The sequence below is a fragment of the Epilithonimonas mollis genome (assembly GCF_900142325.1).
In the GTDB taxonomy this organism is placed as follows: domain Bacteria; phylum Bacteroidota; class Bacteroidia; order Flavobacteriales; family Weeksellaceae; genus Epilithonimonas; species Epilithonimonas mollis.
In genome coordinates this window covers 908,805-932,085 of the sequence record NZ_FRAM01000001.1, presented here as the reverse complement: position 1 = coordinate 932,085, position 23,281 = coordinate 908,805, and the positions used below count along the sequence as shown (strand labels likewise).

Annotated in this window: 17 protein-coding genes; 12 read left to right on the top strand and 5 right to left on the bottom strand. The window is 37.4% G+C overall.

Annotated features, from left to right (window positions below; genetic code table 11):
* The first annotated feature begins 45 nt into the window (after nucleotides 1–45).
* The 6 genes from BUA97_RS04095 (at nucleotide 46) to BUA97_RS04070 (ending at nucleotide 6,355) form a co-directional block, all read left to right on the top strand.
* Nucleotides 46–1,512, top strand: coding sequence for a helix-turn-helix domain-containing protein (locus BUA97_RS04095; protein ID WP_072996574.1), 1,467 nt, complete (start codon nucleotides 46–48; stop codon nucleotides 1,510–1,512).
* Nucleotides 1,513–1,646: 134 nt separating this feature from the next.
* Nucleotides 1,647–3,029: a T9SS type A sorting domain-containing protein gene (locus BUA97_RS04090; protein WP_072996573.1), complete on the top strand. Its 1,383-nt coding sequence runs from the start codon at nucleotides 1,647–1,649 to the stop codon at nucleotides 3,027–3,029.
* A 135-nt stretch (nucleotides 3,030–3,164) separates the two neighbouring features.
* Nucleotides 3,165–4,142, top strand: coding sequence for an acyl-ACP desaturase (locus tag BUA97_RS04085; protein ID WP_072996572.1), 978 nt, complete (start codon nucleotides 3,165–3,167; stop codon nucleotides 4,140–4,142).
* A 109-nt stretch (nucleotides 4,143–4,251) separates the two neighbouring features.
* Nucleotides 4,252–4,683: a BT0820 family HAD-type phosphatase gene (locus tag BUA97_RS04080; protein WP_072997200.1), complete on the top strand. Its 432-nt coding sequence runs from the start codon at nucleotides 4,252–4,254 to the stop codon at nucleotides 4,681–4,683.
* 73 nt (nucleotides 4,684–4,756) lie between these two features.
* Nucleotides 4,757–5,569 carry a type I methionyl aminopeptidase gene (gene map, locus BUA97_RS04075; RefSeq protein ID WP_072996571.1) on the top strand — a complete coding sequence of 271 codons (813 nt, stop codon included), beginning with the start codon at nucleotides 4,757–4,759 and terminating at the stop codon, nucleotides 5,567–5,569.
* Nucleotides 5,570–5,587: 18 nt separating this feature from the next.
* Entirely contained in the window at nucleotides 5,588–6,355 is a 768-nt protein-coding gene (locus BUA97_RS04070) for a class I SAM-dependent methyltransferase (protein WP_072996570.1), read from the top strand.
* A gap of 9 nt (nucleotides 6,356–6,364) precedes the next feature.
* Here the strand turns inward: BUA97_RS04070 and BUA97_RS04065 are convergent, their stop codons facing one another.
* Complete coding sequence (locus BUA97_RS04065; protein WP_072996569.1) at nucleotides 6,365–7,639, bottom strand: tetratricopeptide repeat protein; 1,275 nt, start codon at nucleotides 7,637–7,639, stop codon at nucleotides 6,365–6,367.
* A gap of 415 nt (nucleotides 7,640–8,054) precedes the next feature.
* Here BUA97_RS04065 and BUA97_RS04060 point away from each other — a divergent pair, with 415 nt between their 5' ends.
* From BUA97_RS04060 to BUA97_RS04040, 5 genes are all read left to right on the top strand, one after another.
* A complete protein-coding gene (locus BUA97_RS04060; RefSeq protein WP_072996568.1) occupies nucleotides 8,055–9,203 on the top strand; it encodes an efflux RND transporter periplasmic adaptor subunit in 1,149 nt (382 codons plus the stop codon).
* A 100-nt stretch (nucleotides 9,204–9,303) separates the two neighbouring features.
* The gene (locus tag BUA97_RS04055) at nucleotides 9,304–12,450 is read left to right on the top strand and encodes an efflux RND transporter permease subunit (protein ID WP_072996567.1); all 3,147 of its coding nucleotides are present in this window, start codon (nucleotides 9,304–9,306) and stop codon (nucleotides 12,448–12,450) included.
* Nucleotides 12,451–12,465: 15 nt separating this feature from the next.
* Entirely contained in the window at nucleotides 12,466–13,863 is a 1,398-nt protein-coding gene (locus tag BUA97_RS04050; RefSeq protein ID WP_072996566.1) for an efflux transporter outer membrane subunit, read from the top strand.
* 259 nt (nucleotides 13,864–14,122) lie between these two features.
* Nucleotides 14,123–15,187: a hypothetical protein gene (locus BUA97_RS04045; RefSeq protein WP_072996565.1), complete on the top strand. Its 1,065-nt coding sequence runs from the start codon at nucleotides 14,123–14,125 to the stop codon at nucleotides 15,185–15,187.
* Between the two features lie 34 nt (nucleotides 15,188–15,221).
* Nucleotides 15,222–16,346 (top strand): hypothetical protein, encoded by a 1,125-nt coding sequence (locus BUA97_RS04040; protein ID WP_072996564.1) that lies wholly within the window; start codon nucleotides 15,222–15,224, stop codon nucleotides 16,344–16,346.
* A gap of 160 nt (nucleotides 16,347–16,506) precedes the next feature.
* Here the strand turns inward: BUA97_RS04040 and BUA97_RS04035 are convergent, their stop codons facing one another.
* Nucleotides 16,507–17,961, bottom strand: a complete 1,455-nt coding sequence (locus BUA97_RS04035; RefSeq protein ID WP_072996563.1) for a sigma 54-interacting transcriptional regulator — start codon at nucleotides 17,959–17,961, stop codon at nucleotides 16,507–16,509.
* Nucleotides 17,962–18,081: 120 nt separating this feature from the next.
* Nucleotides 18,082–19,224 (bottom strand): vWA domain-containing protein, encoded by a 1,143-nt coding sequence (locus BUA97_RS04030; protein ID WP_072996562.1) that lies wholly within the window; start codon nucleotides 19,222–19,224, stop codon nucleotides 18,082–18,084.
* Nucleotides 19,225–19,689: 465 nt separating this feature from the next.
* Between BUA97_RS04030 and BUA97_RS04025 the strand changes: the two genes are divergently transcribed.
* A complete protein-coding gene (locus tag BUA97_RS04025; RefSeq protein WP_072996561.1) occupies nucleotides 19,690–20,394 on the top strand; it encodes a class I SAM-dependent methyltransferase in 705 nt (234 codons plus the stop codon).
* A 33-nt stretch (nucleotides 20,395–20,427) separates the two neighbouring features.
* On the opposite strand, the gene BUA97_RS04020 is transcribed toward BUA97_RS04025, so the two are convergent.
* Both BUA97_RS04020 and metG read right to left on the bottom strand, forming a co-directional pair.
* A complete protein-coding gene (locus BUA97_RS04020) occupies nucleotides 20,428–20,868 on the bottom strand; it encodes a lipocalin family protein (RefSeq protein ID WP_072996560.1) in 441 nt (146 codons plus the stop codon).
* Between the two features lie 9 nt (nucleotides 20,869–20,877).
* Entirely contained in the window at nucleotides 20,878–22,971 is a 2,094-nt protein-coding gene (gene metG, locus BUA97_RS04015) for a methionine--tRNA ligase (RefSeq protein WP_262494344.1), read from the bottom strand.
* Nucleotides 22,972–23,281 lie beyond the last annotated feature (310 nt).

Sequence of the window (23,281 nt, the reverse complement as noted above, 5' to 3'; positions counted from 1 at the left end):
ATAATTACTAATTTTGATGATTGATTTCAATCATACACTATAAAAATGCGCAACCTGTTTATTATTGCAATGATTCTTTTTTTCGCAAACGGCTTTGCGCAGAGCAAATCTGTGGAAACAGATCCCAGAGACAGGAAAAGCAGAGAACTGATGGAGCTGGCTGTAGAATATTTCAAAAAGAATGATTTTAACAAATCAACGCAATTGCTATTCGAGGCAAAGGAACTGGCAGAGGAAACCAACAATTATGAGCTGACTGCCAAGATCTACGGATCACTTTCGCACCAGTACACACAGCTGAACCTGAATGATAAAGCCAAAGAATATCTGGACAAAGCCATTGTACAGATCAACAAAATGCCTGAGGGCAATGCGAAGAAACTCTACAAAGGGCTTTCTTACCTAGAATTGGGGAATATCGTTTTTGATGAGAAAAAATATCCGGAAGCCAATCGGTATTATAAAAAGTCATTAGAAGAATTCCAGTCCGTCTCATCCGTCTCGGCGATTCCGGTTTATCATTACAGACGGTCTTTGTACAACATCGGGAATTCTTATATCTTCATCAATAAAAATGATTCGGCAGAACTGTTTCTCAAGCAGTCACTGGTGATCAAAGATGCAGAAAACAAAGAGCTGGATCTTTTCATCAATAAAGCTCTCTCTGGCATCTATTCCAAAAATGGCGACTATAAACGTGCTATAGACTCTTTGCAGAAGATTCTTATCAGCAAAGATTTGAAAAATACACGCCTGGAATCTGATGTCTATCAAAGCCTTGCAGAAAATTACAGGCTGGCTGGCGATAATGACAGGTCGGTTTTCTATAACGAAAAATATCTGGAACTCAGCAACTCAAATAAAGAGAAGGAATATAAGGCTATCAATTCCGCCATTTCTGAGGAGCAGAAAGATTACCGGAATGCTATTTCTAATGCCGACAGCAATACAAAACTGATAGCGGTAATCAGCACCGTTTTTCTTGCGTTGCTTCTGCTTCTTATTGTCTTCATTTTGCAAAGACGCCAAAAGGAAAAGAAAGCCTTCGAACTGCTCATTGATAATCTGAAGAAAAATCAGATGGTCTCTGAGACGGACAAAACAGAACCGGAAATAAAGACCGAAAGAATAACCATTCCCGAACTGGCTGAAAAAGAACTTCTGGAAAAGCTTGCGAAATTTGAAGAGTCAGGGAAATTCACTAATCCAAAGCTTAATATTTCCAATCTTGCCGTTTCATTGAAAACCAATACAAGCTATCTGTCCGAGGTTATCAATAATCAGAAAGGAAAAAATTTCAATGCTTATATCAATGAGCTACGCATTGCCTATATCTGCAAAAAGATCTATAATAACAAAGCTTATCAGAATTACAAGATCAGCTATCTCGCTCAGGAATCCGGCTTTACCTCGCACAGTTCTTTCACTACTGTTTTCAAAAATATTACGGGCATTTCGCCATCAGTTTTCTTGCGGGAAGCTTCCAAAAGGAATCATGGAAAAGAGCATTGATTTTAAATTTAATTGTCTGATTGATAATGTTTTGATTGGTTTTTGCCGGTTTCAAAATTGAGGATTTTGAAAGGCTTTTGTTTTGATTCTGACTTTCAGTTCGGTAGTTTAGCATCAAATTATTGAAGATTAAAATGAAAAGAAACTTACTTTTTTTATTGGCGCTGTCCGGGATTTTCGGCTTTGCGCAGAATGGTACGGCATGCAGCTATGGTGTTGGGTCGGATCGCACATCCAACGGAGAAAATATCACTATAGGTGGCAGTTTTGATTACAGTGCGGCATCTGATTTTGATGTTGCATCAGGAAAAATATTAACGGTCAAACAATTGACATTCAATGTTCTGAAAAGTGCTTCGCCTGTCAGCTATGTCAATGTTTATATCTTAAAAGAAAAAGAAGGAATTCCCAGTGATGCGATACAGACATTTACGAATCTTGTGCCGACTTCTCAGCTTTTTGATTATGATTCCACTCTGGATGATGCGGATGTTTATAAAATCAGTGTTGATTTTCCTGCTACCTTCGATTTGCCAAAAGGGAAATATTTTATTCAGTTAAAGGTAGCATTGGCTGACGGAACATCGGCGTTCTGGGAAATCAACAAAGAGACTACGAATAAATTAGGCAGATTTGATTTTACAAAGTTCGATAACGATCCGTGGTTTGGCGGATTCTCTTATTATGATCATGTTTTCGAAATTATTGGTAACTGTAATGATACAGATGAGCCGCAACCAACGGGAACACCTTTCAATGTTGGTAATTCAGGAAATTCGCACGAAGGCGGCGTTCATATGATCTGGACATCATTGGCAGATGATTTTGTTGTCCCGGACGGTCAGAAGTTTACCTTCACAAAATTCAAGATCTCTACATTGCAACTCGGTAATATCAAGAACGCAACGATAAACATCCGCAAGGCTGAGAACGATTTGCCGGGCGAGATTCTTCATACATTCGACAATGTCGGTCCTGCTACGGAGAACTTTTTCGGTTATCATCCGGTTAACGGATATCCGCTGGATGTAGTAGCTGCAGATGTTGAATTTGAATGGAATCAGCCTGTGGAATTATTACCGGGCAGATATTTTATTGAGATTATATCGGCACCGTTTCCGTTCACAGATTATCAGCGTTGGGAAGTGACACCAAATTCAGGAAATGATCTGGATTCGCTTATATCCTTTGATAATGGTGAAACCTGGGAATCAAATGTAGGTTATAATTATGTTTTCGACGTTTCCGGATTTACAAATCCATACCTAGGTTTAGTCGATGTTACAAAGAATACTGTTGCTGTTTACCCGAATCCGGTTTCTGATGTGCTTAACATTAATTCTGATAAAACCATTTCCAAAATCCTGATTTACAATACTGCTGGGCAAATGGTAAAAAGTTTTGATAGCCTCCGGGAAAATAAAATTGTTGTTTCCGGATTGGCTGATGGTAATTATTTTGTGAATGCAATTTTCGCAGACGGAGAAACAAAAACATTCAAAATTATTAAGAAGTAGTAAGCGTTAGAATATCAAGTATTTTAAGACCTGGATCCTATGTTCAGGTCTTATTTTATGTTAAAGTTCAACAAGTTATGTAATGAATAATATTATTTTGTCGTATCTTTACGGCTTTAAAATTATTATCAGTTGATGCGCGAGAAAGAGCTACAGTTAGAAGTGATGAGAACACTGGAACATAATATGGACGAATTCATCAGTTCATATCTTACACCTGTTGAGAAAATTTGGCAACCTTCGGATTTCCTTCCGGACAGTTCCGGTGCTAATTTCAAAGACGAAATCGAGGAGCTCCAGACGTTTGCCAGAGAGATGCCTTATGATCTGTTTGTAACATTGATTGGCGACTGTATCACAGAAGAGGCTTTGCCAACTTACGAATCCTGGCTGATGGGTTTGGATGGAGTAGATCAGGAAAACAAAACTGGCTGGACACAATGGGTGAGAGCATGGACTGCGGAAGAGAACAGACATGGTGACCTGCTGGGAAAATATCTCTATCTCTGCGGACGTGTAAATATGCGCGAAATGGAGATCACAACGCATCATCTTATTAATGATGGGTTCGACATAGGGACAAGTTCTGATCCTTATAAAAACTTTGTTTATACGAGTTTCCAGGAAACAGCGACCAATATCTCGCACAGAAGAGTTGGGACATTAGCGAAACAGTCCGGAAACAAAAAACTAGCCCAGATGTGCGGGGTAATCGCTGCGGATGAAGCAAGACACGCAAAAGCATATAAAGATTTTTCTGCCAGAATATTTGAAATGGACGCAAGCGGGATGATGCTCGCTTTTGAAGATATGATGAGAAGGAAGATCGTGATGCCAGCTCATTTACTGAGAGAATCCGGACAAAAAGCGGGTGAGCTTTGGGAACACTTTTCTGATGCTGCTCAGAGAGCAATGGTTTATACAGGGCAGGATTACATCAACATTCTGAAAGACTTACTGGATGAATGGAAAATAGATGGAATCAAAAACCTCAATGATAAGGCAGAACGTGCGAGGGATTATCTGATGAAGTTGCCGGACAGGCTTCAAAGAATCTCGGACAGAATCGCAACACCACAGTTACCTTACAGTTTCAAATGGGTTAAAAATTAAAATATCAAGTGTATCTAAAGATGCACTTTTTTGTTTTAAATAATCTCAAAATCACTTTTTAATATTTCGTATATTTGCACGTTTTAACGCATTATTCAAAAATCAAATGATAAAAAGCAACAAAAAATTAGCAATCGATTTTGACGGAACCATAGTAGACGATGCTTATCCGGGAATTGGAAAGGCAAAAGTTTTTGCTTTTGATACACTCAAAAAGCTCCAGAGCGAGGGATACAGACTGATTCTCTGGACATACCGTCATGGGAAAACATTAGAGGAAGCCGTTGAGTTCTGCAAAAAAAACGGTATAGAGTTTTATGCAGTCAATTCTAGTTTCGAAGGCGAAATTTTTGACTCTGAAACACAGTCAAGGAAAATTGACGCAGATCTTTTCATCGATGACAGAAACCTTGGCGGATTCCCAGGCTGGGGAGAAATCTACCAGATCATTAATGAAAAAATAGAATTCCAGGTTGCAGGAGGCGAAGTTCACGCTTACTCCAAAATGAAAAAAGAAAAGAAAAAAGGACTTTTTTGGTAAAGTTCAAAACTTATAGATAATAGCCATCCAAATCTATTATCTATCCTTCCATTATCTCAATATCCAAATAGAAATGATTCAACTCAAAAATATAGACGAGCTTCGACTCATGAAGCAAAGTGCGAGATTGGTGTCCCAGACCTTGGGAATGTTGGCAAAAGAAATTAAGCCAGGCATTACAACGCTTCATCTTGATAAATTGGCCTACGATTTTATCAAAGATCACGGCGCTGAACCCGCATTTCTGGGTTATGGCGGATTTCCTGCTTCACTTTGTATTTCTCCAAATGAGCAAGTTGTTCACGGAATTCCAAATGCAACACCAATTGAAGAAGGTACGATTCTTTCGGTAGATTGTGGTGTTTTCTGGAACGGATTTGTCGGCGACCACGCTTATACTTTTGAAGTTGGCGAAGTCTCTGCTGAGGTCAAAAAATTATTGAAAGTTACCAAAGAATCATTGTACAAAGGAATCGAGCAATGCGTTAGAGGAAAGCGTGTTGGCGATATTTCCCATGCTATCCAAAAACACTGTGAAAAAGAAGGTTATGGTGTTGTGAGGGAATTGGTTGGTCATGGTGTTGGACGACAAATGCACGAAGACCCGCAGGTTCCGAATTACGGAAAACCAGGAAGTGGAAAAGTTTTAAAAGACGGAATTTGTTTGGCAATCGAACCGATGATAAACCTTGGGACAGAAAAAGTGAAATTCCATAACGACGGCTGGACTGTGACCACGTTGGACAATCAACCTTCTGCCCATTTTGAACACGATGTTTGTGTTTATAATGGCAAACCGGTTTTGCTTTCTACTTACCAATATATTTATGACGCTTTAGGCATTAAATCTGATGAAGAGAAAGCTTTTCAGGTTGATTTTAATTAAGCTATTTGATTACCGATTTTGAAAAAAATTGCCAAATTTCTGCTGAATGCGATTCCCAGACCAATGCTTATTAACCTGAGCATTTTCTTGCGTCCGTTGATTGTTTTGTTTTTCAAAGGAAATAATTTCACAGACCCCATTGACGGGAAATCTTATCGGAAATTTTTACCTTATGGCTACGGAAAACAACGGGCCAATGCTTTGTCTCCCGGAACTTTATCTTTGGAAAGACACCGTCAAATGTGGCTTTATCTTCAGAATGAAACCAATTTTTTTACAGACCATTTAAAGGTTCTTCATATCGCACCGGAGCAGGAGTTTCTAAGAAAATTCAAAAAGATGAAGAATCTGGATTATACTTCTGCTGATTTGTATTCACCGATAGTGGATGTGAAGGCGGATATTCTTGATTTACCTTTTGAGGATGAAAGTTTTGATGTCATCATTTGCAACCACGTTCTGGAACATATTGTGGACGACAGAAAAGCAATGTCTGAACTTTACCGTGTGATGAAGCCAAACGGTTGGGGAATTGTGCAGGTTCCAATGAAGAATTCTCTCCAAAAAACTTACGAAGATTTTACAATCACAGACCCAAAGGAACGTCAGAAACATTTTGGACAGTATGACCATGTTCGTTGGTACGGAATGGATTATTTTGACCGTTTAAAGAGTGTCGGTTTCGATGCTGAAATCAATTTCTATTCTCAAAAATTTACTGAGGCTGATATCAAAAGATTTGGCTTGAATAAGAATGAGATTATTCCTGTTGTAAGGAAAAGGTAAATTCTTAAATTAATCTAATTTCTTCAACAAATCAATCCACCTTTTTTCCTGATATAATATCCTAAAATCAGATTGTTTTAGAAGCATATTTTTGGTCAATCTTCCTCTCAGATATAACAAATCCAAAAAGTCCAAAGCAATACCTTTATACTTTTCATCTTTGTCAACTTTTGCGATTTTCGAAAACAGAATTGAAGCTTCGAAGTTATCATTGTTACTCATTCCGCCAAGGAAAGTAGAAGCAGTGTTGTAATCATCATAAGTCTTTTGAAATTCTTTTGCTTTGTAAGCTTTCTTGGCATTATTGAGCAATTCTTTAACTTGTGAATTGCAAGCTGATTCTCTTTTTGCAGATTCTCCTGAATCGATAGGTTGATAAGAAAATCCATAAATTAAAGAATAGATTTCTAAAGGTTGAAGTCCCAGTTTATTTCTTCTTTCATTCGTTAAATTCTCTCTTATTATTGGTCTAAAACCAGAGGCTTCTCCATTACCTGACCAAATTACCTGCGTCCCGTACAATTGTCTGTAATTCAAGTTGCATTGAACTCTGTCATATAGAAATGCGTAATTTTCCATATTAAGATCTTTTGTTCCGATTAATTTTTCCATTTCCGACAAAGCTTCGTTTTGAAATAGAACATCTTGGTCAGCGTGCTGAACAATCAGCCAAAGATTATTCTGTCCGTCTTTTCCAATGTCCGATATTTTTGGCCAGCCATATTGCTTAATGATTTTTTTAGCTTGAATTAGATTGAATGAATCTGCTTCATTGATTTGCTGGTCAATTGTTTTGGCTAAACTTTCATCTGTATTTTGTGACTTTCGGTATCTGAGTTTTTGGTCATTCAGACACATTAGATTGATTTCTTTTCTTAAAGCAGGAAGTTTCAAGGTCTTTTCATATTGCTTTTCCTGAGCAATAGCAATCTCTTCTATTTCTTTCCATTTCTCAGCGTCATTTTTTCTCAAATAATCAAAATAAGGGTCGTATAACAACCAATCAGCTTCGGTCCAACCAGAAGATAAAGATCTTCTCAAATATTGGAAAGCTTTTTTCGAATCGTGATTTAAAGAATATATTCCAGCTACTTTATAAGCTGTAAGCGCATCAGGTTGTTGTATTTCGAAAGCCTTTTCGTACAATTGAACTGCTTTTTTAGGATTTTTTTGAAGATGTAATAAGCCGGCTTGAGCGATTAAACTTTGATAGGTCTTATTGGATTGCGCATTTGATGAAATATAAATTAATATACAGAAAAAAATAAGTCGAATTGATTTCATATTTTCATTTTATTAATGACAATTTTACATTAAAAAATTTTACATTTTCAAAATTAAATAATTAATACAACAAGTAATAATTACGTTCAAATATTAATTATTTCAAACTAATTCTGGTAATGGTTTTTTATTAAACGCGTAGTTTAGCTTCATTAAGAATCTTTAGAGGAACATATCAATCAAAAAGCTTTCAAAAACCTTAATTATTGTCAATTTTTAACCTTGTTCAAACAATCGTTTGATGGAATTATGTTAAATATTCTTTAAAATTATTTTTTAATTCTCTGAATTTCAATAATAATAGTTTTTGTTAATTATATTTGATAGATTTTATTATTAATTACATAACGTCTATTTTGGATATAATATCTAAATTTGAACGTTTGTTTGAAATCTATCTAAAAAATAAGTATTTATGAGGAATATCGCGATTAGTTTTTTTGTTGTTTTAGGTCTTTTGACTTCTTGTTCAAAGTCTGAGAAAAAAGATGACAAAAAAGAATTGCCACCACAACCATATGAGTATATTGTTGCGAAAAGTGGACCAGCGGAAAATCTGACACAATATCCTGCCCGCCTCGAGGGCATCGAAAATGTAGAAATCCGACCAAAAATTGATGGTTTTGTGGAGAAAATCTATGTTGATGAGGGTAGCCAGGTGAGCAAAGGTCAGCTATTATTCCTGATCAGAAATCCTCAATACGAGCAATCCGTTTTAGCGGCTCAGGCTGCTGTAAACAGTGCAAGGGCTCAAGTGGCAACAGCGCAGATGCAGGTTACTAAAACCAAACCTTTGGTTGATAAAAAAATCATTTCTGCTTACGAGCTTCAGGCTGCAGAACTCGCACTTAAATCTGCGAAAGCAGCCTTGGCAGAAACTCAGGCTCAACTAACAAATGCACAGGTTAATCAAGGTTATACCAAATTATACAGCCCTGTAAGCGGTGTTATTGGAACTTTGCCTTATAAATCTGGAAGTTACATCAGCAGTGCAACATCGCAACCACTGACTACAGTTTCTAATGTTTCAAAAATATTTGCATATTTTTCGATTAATGAAAAACAACAGTTGGATTTTTTCAAACATTCTACAGGCTCAACAATTCAGCAAAAAATCAAAAATTCTCCATTGGTAGAGCTCGTTCTTTCTGATGGAAGCAAGTATGAAGAAAAAGGAAAAATCGAGTCCATCAGTGGTTTGGTGGATCCCAATACAGGTTCGTTTTCTATGAGAGCAACTTTTCCAAATAGCAAAGGCCTTCTGAGAAGCGGTTACAGTGCAACAGTTCAGGTACCGAACAGTCTGGAAAATGTTATCATCATCCCACAAGCGGCAACTTACGAAATGCAGGGCAAAGTTTTGGTTTACCTGATCGGAGCTGGTAATAAAGTGAAATCTACGGAAATCAAAGTGGAAAATCTGCCAGACGGATTGACTTACGCTGTCACATCAGGATTGAAACCTGGAGATAAACTCATTGTAGAAGGCATCGGACTTCTGAAAGATGATGCAGAAGTGGTTCCGAAAGAGACGACTTTGCAAAATGTTATCGATAGAAAATAGTTTCCCGAATATTATAGTAATGTTAAAAGTATTAGTTTAAAAACTTTCGATTCTGAAAGTCTTTTATCCTTGCTCTTTTTTCTTTTTAGTCTAAAAAAATATGTTTAAAAAATTTATAGAACGTCCGGTATTGTCCACCGTAATTTCCATTATCATCGTGATTCTCGGTGTTTTGGGAATTGTGACTTTGCCCGTCTCACAATATCCTGATATTGCGCCGCCAACTGTATCTGTAAATGCAAGTTATCAAGGTGCCAATGCCGATGTAATTCTTAAAAGTGTAATTGTCCCGCTGGAGGAACAGATCAATGGGGTAGAAGGAATGACTTATATGACATCTTCTGCAACCAATGACGGTTCAGGTTCGGTAACGATTTATTTCAAGCAAGGGGTTAATCCGGATATTGCTGCAGTAAACGTGCAGAACAGGGTTTCCAGAGCAACGCCTTTGTTACCTGCGGAAGTTACAAGAGCCGGAGTTACAACCACCAAAAGACAAAGTTCCAATGTATTGATTTTCTCGCTTTACAGTGAGAATCCCAATTATGATATGACTTTTCTCCAAAATTATACTAACATCAACATTGTTCCTCAGATCAAAAGGGTTACCGGTGTCGGTGATGTAACCGTTTTTGGTTCAAAGGATTACTCAATAAGAATTTGGCTTGATCCTAATAAAATGGCGGCTTATGGATTGGTCCCTTCAGATATCAATACCGTTTTAGCGGAACAGAATATCGAAGCAGCACCAGGAAGTTTAGGTGATGAAAGTAACGAAAGTTTCCGTTATACTTTGAAATATAAAGGACGGCTGACAGAAATCCCTGAGTTCGATAATATCATTATAAAAGCGACTGAAAACGGACAAACATTGAAACTGAAAGATGTTGCGAGAGTAGAATTGGGAGCGCAGGATTACACAGGGACCAGTGTCACAGATGGTCATCCGTCCATTGGTATGGCGGTTGCGCAAACTGCAGGGTCCAATGCTCAGGATGTTATTAATCAATCGATTGCGGTTCTGGATAAAGCCCAGGAGTCATTCCCGAAAGGCGTAAAATATGTGGCTTTGGTTAATGCCAATGACTTTTTAGATGCATCGATTGAGAAAGTAATTCACACACTATTTGAAGCATTTATCCTTGTATTCATCGTGGTTTTTTTGTTTTTGCAAGATTGGCGTTCTACATTGATTCCGGCGATTTCGGTTCCGGTGGCAATTGTAGGGACATTTTTCTTCCTAAGCATTTTCGGATTTACAATTAATTTGCTGACACTTTTCGCGTTAATTTTAGCGGTGGGAATTGTGGTTGATGATGCGATTGTCGTCGTAGAAGCAGTTCATACCAAATTAGAACAGGGTGAAAAATCGCCGTTGAGAGCATCTGTGAATGCAATGGACGAAATCAGTAGTGCGATTATCAGTATCACACTCGTTATGGCCGCGGTTTTCATTCCGGTAAGTTTTATCTCCGGGTCAGCTGGTGTTTTCTATAAACAATTTGGATTGACATTAGCAATTTCAATTATATTATCTGCTGTAAATGCATTGACATTGAGTCCTGCTTTATGTGCAATTTTCCTAAAGCCTCATTCTCACGAAGAAAAGAAAAAGAATTTCCTGCAAAGATTTTTTAGCAACTTCAACATCATTTTTGATGCGATGGTAAAACGATATTCCAGAGGTATTTTGTTCTTATTGAAGAAAAAATGGATGGCATTTGCAGGTCTCGCAATATTCGCCGGAATTTTTGTGTGGCTGATGAATACGACACCAAAATCCTTCGTTCCAAGTGAAGATATGGGAGGGATTTTTATGGACATTTCGCTTCCAATCGGTTCCAATGAAAACAGAACAAGAGAAGTTCTTGCCAAAGTTGAAAAAATTGTTGAAAAACAACCGGAAGTTCTTCACATCTTCAAAGTTTCCGGAAGAGGAATGATTTCGGGAAGTGGCTCTAATAACGGGATGCTGATTGTAAAACTAAAAGACTGGAAAGACAGAACCAAAAAAGGTGAAGATCTGCAGTCCTTTGTTGCGAAAATGTACAAAGAAACGGCCGGAATCAAAGATGCAAAAATGACATTCTTCGGACGACCAACATTGCAGGGTTTTGGTAATGCGGCCGGTTTCGAGATGCAGATTCAGGATCAAAAAGGCGGAAGCATCGCAGATTTGACCAAGGTGACGAATGATTTCATCGATAAAATGAATCAGCAACCGGACATCCAAAGAACCTTCACATCTTTCAACCCGAATTATCCTCAATATATGATTGATATTGACATTCCCGCGGCAAAGGCTGCTGGATTCTCAGTTTCAGATATCTTAGGAACAATGCAGGGCTATTATGGTGGTGTTTATTCTTCCAATGTCAATTTATTCGGGAAGCAGTATCGTGTGATTTATCAGGCACCTTTTGAAGACCGGGAAAATCTGGAAAGTTTCAATATGATTCAGGTCAGAAATTCTAAAGGCGAAATGGCGCCTTTGAGCAGATTCATCACCGCTAAAAGAGTGTATGGCCCACAAGCAATCGGTCGCTTCAATTTATTTACAGCCATTTCATTAAACGGAACACCCAATCCAGGTTTCTCTTCCGGGGATGCAATTAACACCGTGGAAAAAATAGCGAAAGAAACTTTACCACAAGGTTATGGGTACGAATTTTCCGGATTGACTAGAGAAGAGGTTACTGCAGGCGGACAAACGGTTTATATATTCATTTTATGTTGTGTATTTGTTTATTTCCTTTTGGCAGCGCAATATGAAAGTTATCTTTTGCCATTTGCTGTGATGTTGTCATTGCCTGTTGGTTTGGCTGGTGTAATGATGTTCAGTGCTTGTATCGGAGGTTCTAATAATATTTACACGCAGATTTCACTCATTATGTTGATTGGACTCCTGGCGAAAAATGCGATTTTGATTGTAGAGTTTGCCCTCGATGCAAGGAAGAAAGGTTATACCATTGCACATGCTGCGATAAGCGGCGCGAAACAAAGGTTGCGTCCCATTTTGATGACCTCATTTGCGTTCATTTTCGGTTTGATCCCATTAGCGATTTCAACCGGAGCAGGAGCTGTAGGTAACCAGTCAATTGGGATTGGTGCGATTGGAGGAATGTTGTTCGGAACTGTTTTCGGTGTCTTTTTTATCCCGATTTTGTTTGCCATATTTATGTATTTGCAGGAAAAAGTAAGCAGTAAAAAAATATCGGACAAATACGAAGGAGAACTTAGCGAATAACAAAATTTGAAAAAAATGAAATTAAAAAATCTAATCATATTAGCAGTTGTCGCAGGTTTCTTTTATTCGTGTAAAGTCACGGATACTTATAAGAGTCCGGAGATCGATCAAAATCGACAAGATAATCTCTTCCGACAAAAAACCAATAACGACAGTAGTTCTATAGCCAACGTTGCGTGGAGTCAAATTTTCACGGATGCAAAGCTTCAGACTATTATCAATAAAACCATTAAGAATAATCTGGATCTAAAAGTTGCGGTGGCGAGAATCCAGGAAGCAAGCGCAGTTTTCAATCAATCCAAATTGCAGAATCTTCCGAGTCTGGATGGTGTTGCTTCTGTTACTGAAACCAAAAATAGTGCTGCGGCGCAAGGAGGGAATTTTGTGATGCCCGATTTGTTGGTATACAGATTGGGAATCTCGACGGGTTGGGAAATAGATGTTTGGGGAAGGATCAAAGCACTTAAGAACTCAGCTTATGCAGGCTTTCTTCAGACTGATGCTGCCAAACGTGCTGTTCAGACACAGCTGGTTGCGCAGGCTGCAAGTCTTTATTATCAATTGATTTCTCTGGATAAGCAACTTGAGATCACAAAACAGACGATTGAGTTAAGAAAAAAAGATGTTGAAACTGTGGAAGCTTTGATGGATGCCGCTTATCTTACAGGCGCTGATGTTGAACAAAGCAAAGCCAATCTTTACTCGGCACAGTTGTCAGTTCCGGATTTGGAAATGCAAATCCAGCAAACAGAAAATTCTCTGAGCATTTTGATGAATGATAATCCTCAATCTATTGACAGGAATTCCATCGATTCACAGGTTATTTATACCGATTTAAAAACAGGAGTTCCAGCTTCTTTGTTGAAAAATCGTCCTGATGTTCAGTCGGCTGAATTAACTTTCCGTCAGGCTTTTGAAAATAAAAATATGGCGATGGCACAGGTTTATCCAACGATTAATATCACGGGAACTTTGGGGTTGTCATCCAGAACTTTGGAAAACTTCTTTACGAATTCTCTGTTCTACACACTTGGAGGAACAGTGACGCAGAATATTTTCCAAATGGGCAACAGAAAAGCTCAGGTAAGAGTGATGGAAGCTCGTAAAATGCAGGCTTACTACACTTTTGAAAAAGCTTTGCTGACCGCTGGTTCAGAAGTTTCTAACTCATTATTATCATATCAAAAAGCGAAGGAAAAAGAAGATACGAGACAACTTCAGATTCAATCTTTGGAAAAAGCAGTAGAGTTCAACAAGGAATTATTGACCTACTCTTCCAACACCAATTATGTGAATGTCTTGACTTCTGAACAATCATTGTTAGCAGCAAAATTAGCCGGAGTAAATGATAAACTTCAGCAGTTGCAAGCAGTGACCGAATTTTACAGAGCACTTGGCGGCGGACAGTTTTAGAACTAAATTTTTTTTACTATACTTTTTAAACCCAGCAACCTTGTTGGGTTTTCTTTTGGTTAATCTTTATATTGAATTTATTCAATCAAAATAGATTATTATCATTATGAGAAGAAGTAATTAAACATGCTTTCTCTGAAGCTATCTATTGATGTTTATATGTATTGTTTGATTGGTATTAATATTCGAATAAAATTAAAATATTATTACAAAAATACTTATTATTGATTTATATTTGTAAAAAATAAATTTAATAGTTATGAAATCAAAAATTATATTAACGTTTTTTGTTTTGATTTTTGCTTCGATATTTATTAATGCACAGAAACACGATAATAGTGAAGGTGCGTGCAAGTTGTTTAGAAATGTAGCTAAAGGTGATGGTGCATCTTGCCCTGCGTGTATGGCCATTCTGAAAAAAGAGCTTGCAGCACGGGATGCAGAAGATAAAAGAAGGCAGGATGTCATTACTAAGAAAAGAGATGCGGAGAGAAGAATAGAGGAAGCGGAGTACCAAAAACAAATGGCTTTGCGAGAGGCAAATAGAAAGGTAACGGAGGTAAAAGTTGTGATGCCGAAAAGTAAACCCGACGGCACTGTTAAGACACCGTCAAAAAAAGGTGGCAAAACGATCGTAAGTACAAAAGGTGTTTTTAAAGGTAAGTTGTATCCGGTGTCTGCCAATTCTGACTTCGGGGCACTTCTAAATTCTAAAGGAGATACAATTATAAAAAGCAATGAATTTAAAACCGTGATGCCGTCTAGTGATACCTATAAAATAGAAGATATGCCCGATAATTTGGCGATAGTGGAATACAGATTCCTGCTGGACAGCGAGTATCCCGACTCTCAATTTTATCCTATGAATCTCATCAATTCGGAAATGAAAAAAATCCTGTCTGATGAGAAAATCAACTTTATAGAATATGCCAAAAATAATCTGTTTTTGGTGGCGTCCGGAGGCAGTTATACAGATGGTCTGGTGGCTAAAAAAATCTATATGTATGACCATCAGAACCATAAAATCACCCCCATAGATAACGTCACCTCTGAACTGACTTATTCACCGATTAATTCTAAAGGTGTTGATATGACGGATTATTATGATCTTAAAATTTTGGCATCCAATGATGTGATAAACGGCAAATCCAAGTACCTGGGTAGTTACTCACCGGAATTAGATAAAATATACGAAAATAGTGGTGACTGGTTGCTTCTGTTGTCGCAGGCTGTGGGATACAAATATGCGACTCCTAAGTACAAATATTACTACGTAGACAAGGATAGAAATCTGGTGTCTGTTGGTATTTCTGAAAGAAATTGATGACTGAGATAAACTTCTTATTACAATAGTAACTATGAAAAATATAACGCTTTTTATCCTTTTATGGATTGGCTCTGTGCTGGATGCACAGAAAATATCGTATGAAAAATTAGATTCTATATCGGTCCAGATCAGCAAGTTTCAGCTCCAATCAGAAAATTTAATTTATAATATTAGCGGGACCAAATATGAACTTGGTTTTCCGGAGAATAATTTTCAGATTTTTTTTAGTAACAATCTCGCTACAAAAGTTCTGAATAAAAAGTTTGAAGACAAAGAGTTTGTTTCTATTACTGAAAATATAGATATCTCTCAGGCAGACAAAATATACCAGGTGCCATCTGAAGGCGATCTCGGTATTGTGAGAATGGATTTCCCAAAAAGCGTCAATACTCAGATTTATACCAATGGTGTTTATACCACAACAGTCCATGAAAATTACCTCGAGTTTTTTTATAATCGGAATAATAAAGATTCTCGGAAAAAATTACTCACCCAACTGGACGACACCTTTAAAGCTTTGAATCTCGGCAGTAAAATTTCTAAAGAAGAGTTTCTTGCTGAGGAAAGCATAAAAATGGACCTGCCAAAAGAAGAGCCTGCAAAAATGCTTACCGCAGATCAAATTATAAAAAAATATGTGGCAGCAATGGGAGGAGAAGAAAAAATCAAGTCTATCAAGACACTCTATGTGGAAGGAGATATTAGCATGCAAGGGATGAAAATCCCTGTCCGAAGCTGGTTTATTAATCATCAGGCTATGCGAATGGATATGGAGATACAAGGCCATGCGAATACAACAGTTGTAACCAATAATGGTTCCTGGACGCTTTTCCCGATACAAAATCAGAAAAGACCTGTCGATGCTGATTCAACCACTGCCAAAGAAAGTGCAGAAGAACTGGATCTTTCCGGCGATCTTCTTGATTATGCCAACAAAGGTAATATCGTGGAACTTTTGGGAGCCGAAACTCAGAACGGCAGAGATCTCTACAAAATAAAACTGATCAGAAAAAGTGGAACTGTCATAACGTTTTTCATAGAAGCAGGGACTTTCTTTTTAATAAAACGGGTAGTTAACAAAAATGTACAGGGAACTTCTGTAGAAATGACCGAAACTATCGGCGATTACAAAATAAACAATGACGGCTACGTTTAAGCCTCTTCATATAACTATTCGCCGGCAGGAACTGCACTGATTTACCATCGTTATGAAGTCAATAAAGATGTAGATTCAAAATTATTTGACAAATCCTAATTAAAACAACCTCAGACTGCAAGTCTGAGGTTGCTATTTTTATAATTTGAATCTGTCGGACTTAATTCCTGAAAAACTGACCAATTCCTGCCGATTCAAAGTTAAATGCCGAAGCATTCTCGGACTTATCTAATTTTTTGCTGATTGTCAAAGCCCAAAGAACTAACTCTTTGCAGAAGTTTTTATCGGTTTCATCCAACTCAGGAACATTATCTTCAATCAGTGTCGTTAGTGGTTTAATAATGTTGAGTTTGTTGTAAAATTCTTGATCTGTATCGGCGTAATTCAATTCCAAGTGATTTTTATTGAACCATTGGATGATGTCGGTGTACGCATTTTTCAGACCTTCTTTTTCCAGTTTTGGAACTCTTGGGAAAAGGCTTTCAAATTGTGTCATCACAGCATCATCAATCAGGATTTTGGCGACAAAGTCTGCACCTTCCTGCTCGCCTTCATAAACCAATTCGATTTTACCCGTAATCGATGGAATGATCGACATAAAATCGAGTAAGCGAACTTGTGTCTTGTCCGAATCAGATTCCAGAAGCCTCAATTTGGCCGCTGCGATAAGATTTTCCATCGCACTAATCGTTAATCTCGCACTCACGCCGCTTTTCGCATCTACATATTCGCTTTCTCTTGCAGCAAAAGCTACTTCTTCCAAAAGATTTCTTGCCAAATCTGGAACCTGTATTTTGGATTTGTCATCGTCAGAAATCAATGCTTCCTGTTCGGTGATTTGTCTCGCCAACGCTACAGTTTTTGGATAATGGGTGAAGATCTGAGAACCGATTCTGTCTTTCAAAGGCGTTACAATACTTCCTCTGTTGGTATAATCTTCCGGATTCGCTGTAAACACAAACTGAATGTCCAAAGGCATTCTCAACTGAAAACCTCGGATCTGGACATCGCCTTCCTGCAAAATATTAAACAAAGAAACCTGAATTCTCGCCTGCAGATCCGGCAATTCATTCAGAACAAAAATAGAACGGTTCGCTCTTGGAATCATTCCGTAATGTAAAACACGTTCGTCGGAATATGGCAATTTCAAAGTCGCTGCTTTAATTGGGTCAATATCTCCGATCAAATCCGCCACGTTCACATCCGGTGTTGCCAATTTTTCAAAGAATCTGTCGGAGCGGTGAACCCAGGAAATTGGTGTTTCGTCGCCCAACTCCGCAATCAGATCTCTTGCGAATTTTGAAATCGGCTGAAACGGACTGTCATTGATTTCCGAACCTTTCACAATGGGCATATATTCGTCCAAAAGATTGACCATACTTCTGGCAATTCGGGTTTTTGCCTGCCCACGCAATCCTAAAAGATTGATGTGATGTCCTGCCAAAATCGCCTTTTTCAATTGTGGAATTACAGTATCCTCGTAACCCCAAAGTCCTTCAAAAACTGGTTCTTTAGCTTTGATTTTTGCAATCAGGTTAGATTGGATTTCCTGATTGATTGTTTTATCTGTGTATCCCGATTTTTTTAATTCTTTGAATGTTGTATCGTTCTTCATTTTTTTTTACTAATTAATAATGTTTTTAATTCTCGCAGATTTGGCGGATTACGCAAATTATTTAGTTTAAATCAATCTGCAAAATTTGTAAAATCAGCGAGAGAATATTTTGATTTTTTGTTAAATCCTTTTAATTCTGTTTCTCTCGTAATCTTCAAATATCATTTGTCCCAAACCTGAAAGTCCTGTTAAGAAAGCTTTTCCTTTATTCTGAGCCGTGAAAGCTTTCACAAATTGTCTCAGATAAGGATCTTGTGCAATCATAAAAGTGGTAATGGGGATTTTCAGTTTTCTGGCTTGTGCAGCTCTGTTGAGACATTCGGAAACGATTTTTTCATCGAGACCGACGCTGTTCATATAGTATTCGCCGGTTGGGAGTTTCAGGCAGCTTGGTTTCCCGTCGGTAATCATAAAGATTTGTTTGTTTGTATTTCTTTTTCTTCGGAGAATATCCATCGCCAGTTCCAGTCCGGCAACCGTATTGGTATGATAAGGCCCGACTTGAAGATACGGCAAATCCTTAATCTGGATCGGCCACGCATGATTCCCGAAAACAATAATGTCAATGGAATCCTTCGGGTATTTTCTTTTGATGAGTTCTACCAAAGCCATCGCTACTTTTTTCGCAGGCGTGATCCGGTCTTCGCCATACAAAATCATCGAGTGGCTGATATCGATCATCAAAACCGTGCTCATCTGCGCTTTGTGTTTGGTTTCTTCTACGATGAGGTCGTTTTCCGTTAACCTTAAATCTGAAATACCGTTGTTAATCTGTGCATTCTTGATGCTTTCCGTTAGATTGACCGTTGCAAGATCATCACCAAACTGGAAACTTCGGTTTTCTCCATCTTTTTCGTCACCGACTCCGCTTTTGTTGGTTCTATGGTTTCCAACACCGCTTTTTCTTAATTTTCCAAAAATCTGGTCGAGTGCATAATCTCTTAAAGCTGCTTCCAGTTTTGCTGTCAGAATATTCTTACCTTCTCCAGAACCAGAATTACCATCTTCTGGTTTAATTTCTTCTTTGATGTAGCCTCGTTTTTTAAGGTCTTCGATAAAGTCATCCAAGTCATATTCTTCATTGAAAATATCGTACTCTTTATCGAGCATATCCAGCCAGTCAAAAGCCTCGTCCAAATCTCCTGAAGTATGGATGAGTAAGTCTTTGAAAATACCAAATACTCTGTCAAAATGCGAAACCTCTTCCGGAATATGCTTGCTGAAAGTGAATCCCGTGTGGAAGTTTTTATTTTTATCTGTCATAGATTGATTTCAAATTTGAGATACAATTTAGGCATTATTAGCAAAATGTGAACCGAGAGCAAATAGAAAAAAGTAATGGTTATGATTATTAAATTAAACAAAATTGGGAGTAATATTTTTTCATCTTCGACTCCGCTCAGCTTGACAATGATTAATAAAACATTTTAGTATTAGAAATTAAATATCCGTTAAACAACCTACTACTGTGCATTGATTTAAAAATCAATTATTTATAACAAACACTTCGACAAGCTCAGTGTGACATCTCTAATACTAAACGCTTGATTTCTAGCGATGTCAAGCTGAGCCTGTCGAAGCTTTAGGTTAATAAACGGACAATCAAAATTAGAAATGTCATCATAAGCATTTCGGCATCGCTCAATATAAACTAAGTCGAGAGATTTTGTTAAATCATATTTATCAATAAAAATTTTAAACTTTATCTTTGCAACCACAATTATTGCTATGAAAGACCTAATGGGACGTGCCATCTGGGATTATTTTAAAAATGAAAATCCTGAAGATCTGCAAACCGAAACTTCGATTTCTGAACTGGATGAACTTCCTGTGGATTATCTTTTCCGAGGGTTTGATGAGATGAACAAAATCGAACAAAAAGCTTTGAAATTAGCCAATGGGAAAGTTTTAGATATTGGCGCAGGCGCTGGTTCACATTCTCTTTATCTTCAGAATGAAAGAAATCTTGACGTTACCGCATTGGATATTTCTCCAAAGTCGATTGAAGTTTGCAAACTGAGGGGTGTGAGGAATGCGGTTGCAGAAAATATGCTTCATTTTTCAGACGGAACTTTTGATACGATTCTTTTATTGATGAATGGCACCGGGATTTTCCAAAGCCTGAATGTCATCGATATTTATCTTCAGAAACTTCATTCTTTATTAAATAAAAACGGACAGATTCTGATTGACAGTACCGACATTCTCTATATGTTCGATGAGGATGAAGATGGCGGGATTTTAATTCCTGCCGATGGCTATTATGGCGAGCTGGATTACATTGTTCATTATAAAGGTGAGTCTGAAGAACCGATTAAATGGCTATATCTCGATTTCAATACTTTGAAAAACGCTGCGGAACATAACGGTTTCAGCATTGAGAGGATTTTGCAGGACGAAGATTCTTATCTGGCGAGATTGACCAAGAAATAATAAAGACGTACATTTCTGTACGTCTTTAATTAATTATTTAGTGTAAAGATATTTTAGATAATCTTTGACTCCATCATTATTATGGTCATAATCATCAAATGCCAAAACTACCAAAGTGCTTGACGTTAACTCTGTAACGCTGGCGGTTTCATTTCCGATTTTTAATGTTTTATCGTTGGCGTTATAAGTATAATCAACTGTTGTGGAACCAAGCACACATTCGCTTCCAATACTATTGTAGTCATTCATAATGTACTTTTTATCTGTGAATTCATAAGTGCTTTTTTGCTTGCAGGCATCTGGCAAATATTCATTCAAGACAGTTGTTTTATCTTTTCCAGACAAAACAGTCGTTGTTTTCAATTTCCATTTTCCTATAATCTGATTTTCTATAGGTTGTGGTAGGTCATCATTGTTGTCAGAGCTGCAAGATATCGCAACAAGAGAAATAGCTGTTAATATTAGTTTTTTCATATAAAGAGTTTATCCGATTTCGATTCCGTTCTCAACATTGCTGTCATCCGGTGTTACAAAAGAAAGTTTTCCGTCTGGTTTTGTGGTTAATAATAACATTCCCTGAGATTCAATTCCTCTGATTTTTCTTGGAGCAAGATTTAATAAAATCATTACCTGCTTTCCAATTATTTCTTCCGGACTAAAGCTTTCTGCAATCCCTGAAACCACAGTTCTCACATCTACACCTGTATCCACAGTAAGTTTTAACAATTTATCTGCTTTTTCTACTTTTTCTGCTTCAGTAATTGTAGCTGTTCTCAAGTCGATTTTTGTAAAATCATCAAAAGTGATTTCGTCTTTCATAGGATTGGCGTTAGGGTTTGTTTTTTTATTGTTTTGTTTGGTGTTTTCAAGTTTCTGGATTTGAGCTTCAATCACATCATCTTCAATTTTTGAGAAAAGAAGAGACGCTTCGTTGATTTTATGACCAGTTTCAATGAGCACAGATTTAGTTTCAACATCGTTCCAGTCTGATCTCTGAACGTTGAACATAGTCAGTAATTTCTCAGAACTGAAAGGCATAAACGGTTCGCACAACTGCGCCAGAGCCACAGCAATCTGAGCGCCTACAAATAAAGAATTTGCTGCTTTTTCAGGATTGTCTTTAATCGTTTTCCACGGTTCTTCTGTCTGAAGATATTGATTTCCGGAACGGGCTAAATTCATCAAAGCTGTCAAAGAATTTCTGAACTCATAGTTTTCCAGAAAACCTGAAATTTCTTTCGCTGATTTATTGATTTCTGCCAATTCAGGAGCATTCACATCGCCTTGAGGAACGATTCCATCATAATATTTATGAATCAGAACCGCAACTCTGTTGATGAAATTCCCAAAAATCCCAACCAATTCAGAATTATTCTTCGTCTGAAAATCTTTCCAGGTAAAGTTATTATCCTTAGTTTCCGGAGCTGATGAAAGCAGAGCATAACGCAAAACATCCTGTTGTCCCGGGAAATCTTCTACATATTCGTGTGCCCAAACTGCCCAGTTTCTTGAAGTTGAAATTTTATCGTTTTCAAGATTCAGAAATTCAAAAGCAGGGACATTTTTAGGCATATTAAAATCGCCGTGAGCTTTCATCATTGCCGGGAAAATAATACAGTGGAAAACGATGTTATCCTTTCCGATAAAATGAACCAGATCACTTCCTTCACTTTGCCAGTAATCTTTCCAGTCTTTGCCATTTTTAGCAGCCCATTTTTTGGTGAAAGAAATGTAGCCAATTGGTGCGTCAAACCAAACATAAAGCACTTTTCCTTCCGCATTCGGAAGTGGAACAGGTACGCCCCAGTTTAGATCTCTGGTCATTGCACGAGGCTTCAGACCATCATTTAACCAAGATTTAACCTGTCCATAAACATTCGGTTTCCAGTCGTCTTTGTGACCTTCAATGATCCATTCATTAAGGAAATCTTCATATTCATTTAAGGGTAAATACCAGTTTTTTGTCTCTTTTAAAATCGGAACATTTCCACTCAACATTGATTTTGGATTGATGAGTTCCGAGGGCGAAAGGGTAGAGCCACATTTTTCACATTGGTCTCCGTAAGCGTTTTCGTTACCACAATTCGGACAAGTACCAACGATGTATCGGTCTGCCAAAAATTCTCCGGCTTGTTCGTCAAAATACTGCTCAGACATTTCTTCGGTAAATTTCCCTTTTTCATAAAGAACTTTGAAGAAATCCTGACTGGTTTCCCGGTGATTTGCCGATGTTGTTCTGGAATATTCATCAAAAGAAATTCCCAGATCTGAGAACGATTTTTTAATGATTTTGTGGTATTTGTCCACAATATCCTGTGGCGTAACGCCTTCTTTTTTAGCTCTTATGGTAATAGGAATTCCGTGCTCATCGCTTCCACAGATAAAAGCAACATCTTTACCCGATCTTCTCTGAAATCTAGCATAGACATCCGCAGGGATATAAACTCCCGCCAAATGTCCTATATGAACCGGACCGTTTGCATAAGGCAAAGCCGCCGTAATCATCTTTTTGTTTGACATTTTTTCATTAAAATTTTGAATTGCAAAATTACGATTTTCATTTAGAACTTTTTGAATAAAAGAGTAGTGAGTTTGAGTAGGTCATAATAACAGGAATCATTTTTTTTAATTCCTTCCCTAAACTGTAGTTGTCTGAAATGATTTTTTATTCAAATTAATTTGAATTGGTTTTGTATGGTAAATTATAAATGAAAAATTTTGTTCTGTTTTATATTTTTAATTTTATGAATTCTGCGTGATTATCAGCTATTTTATGGTTAATAAATGACCGATAATTTTAAAATTATTTCATTTTTGATTAATATAGGATTAATATTGGTTAATTTAGAAGAAGAAAATAAGCTGTAAATTGTACAAAAATGGCTTA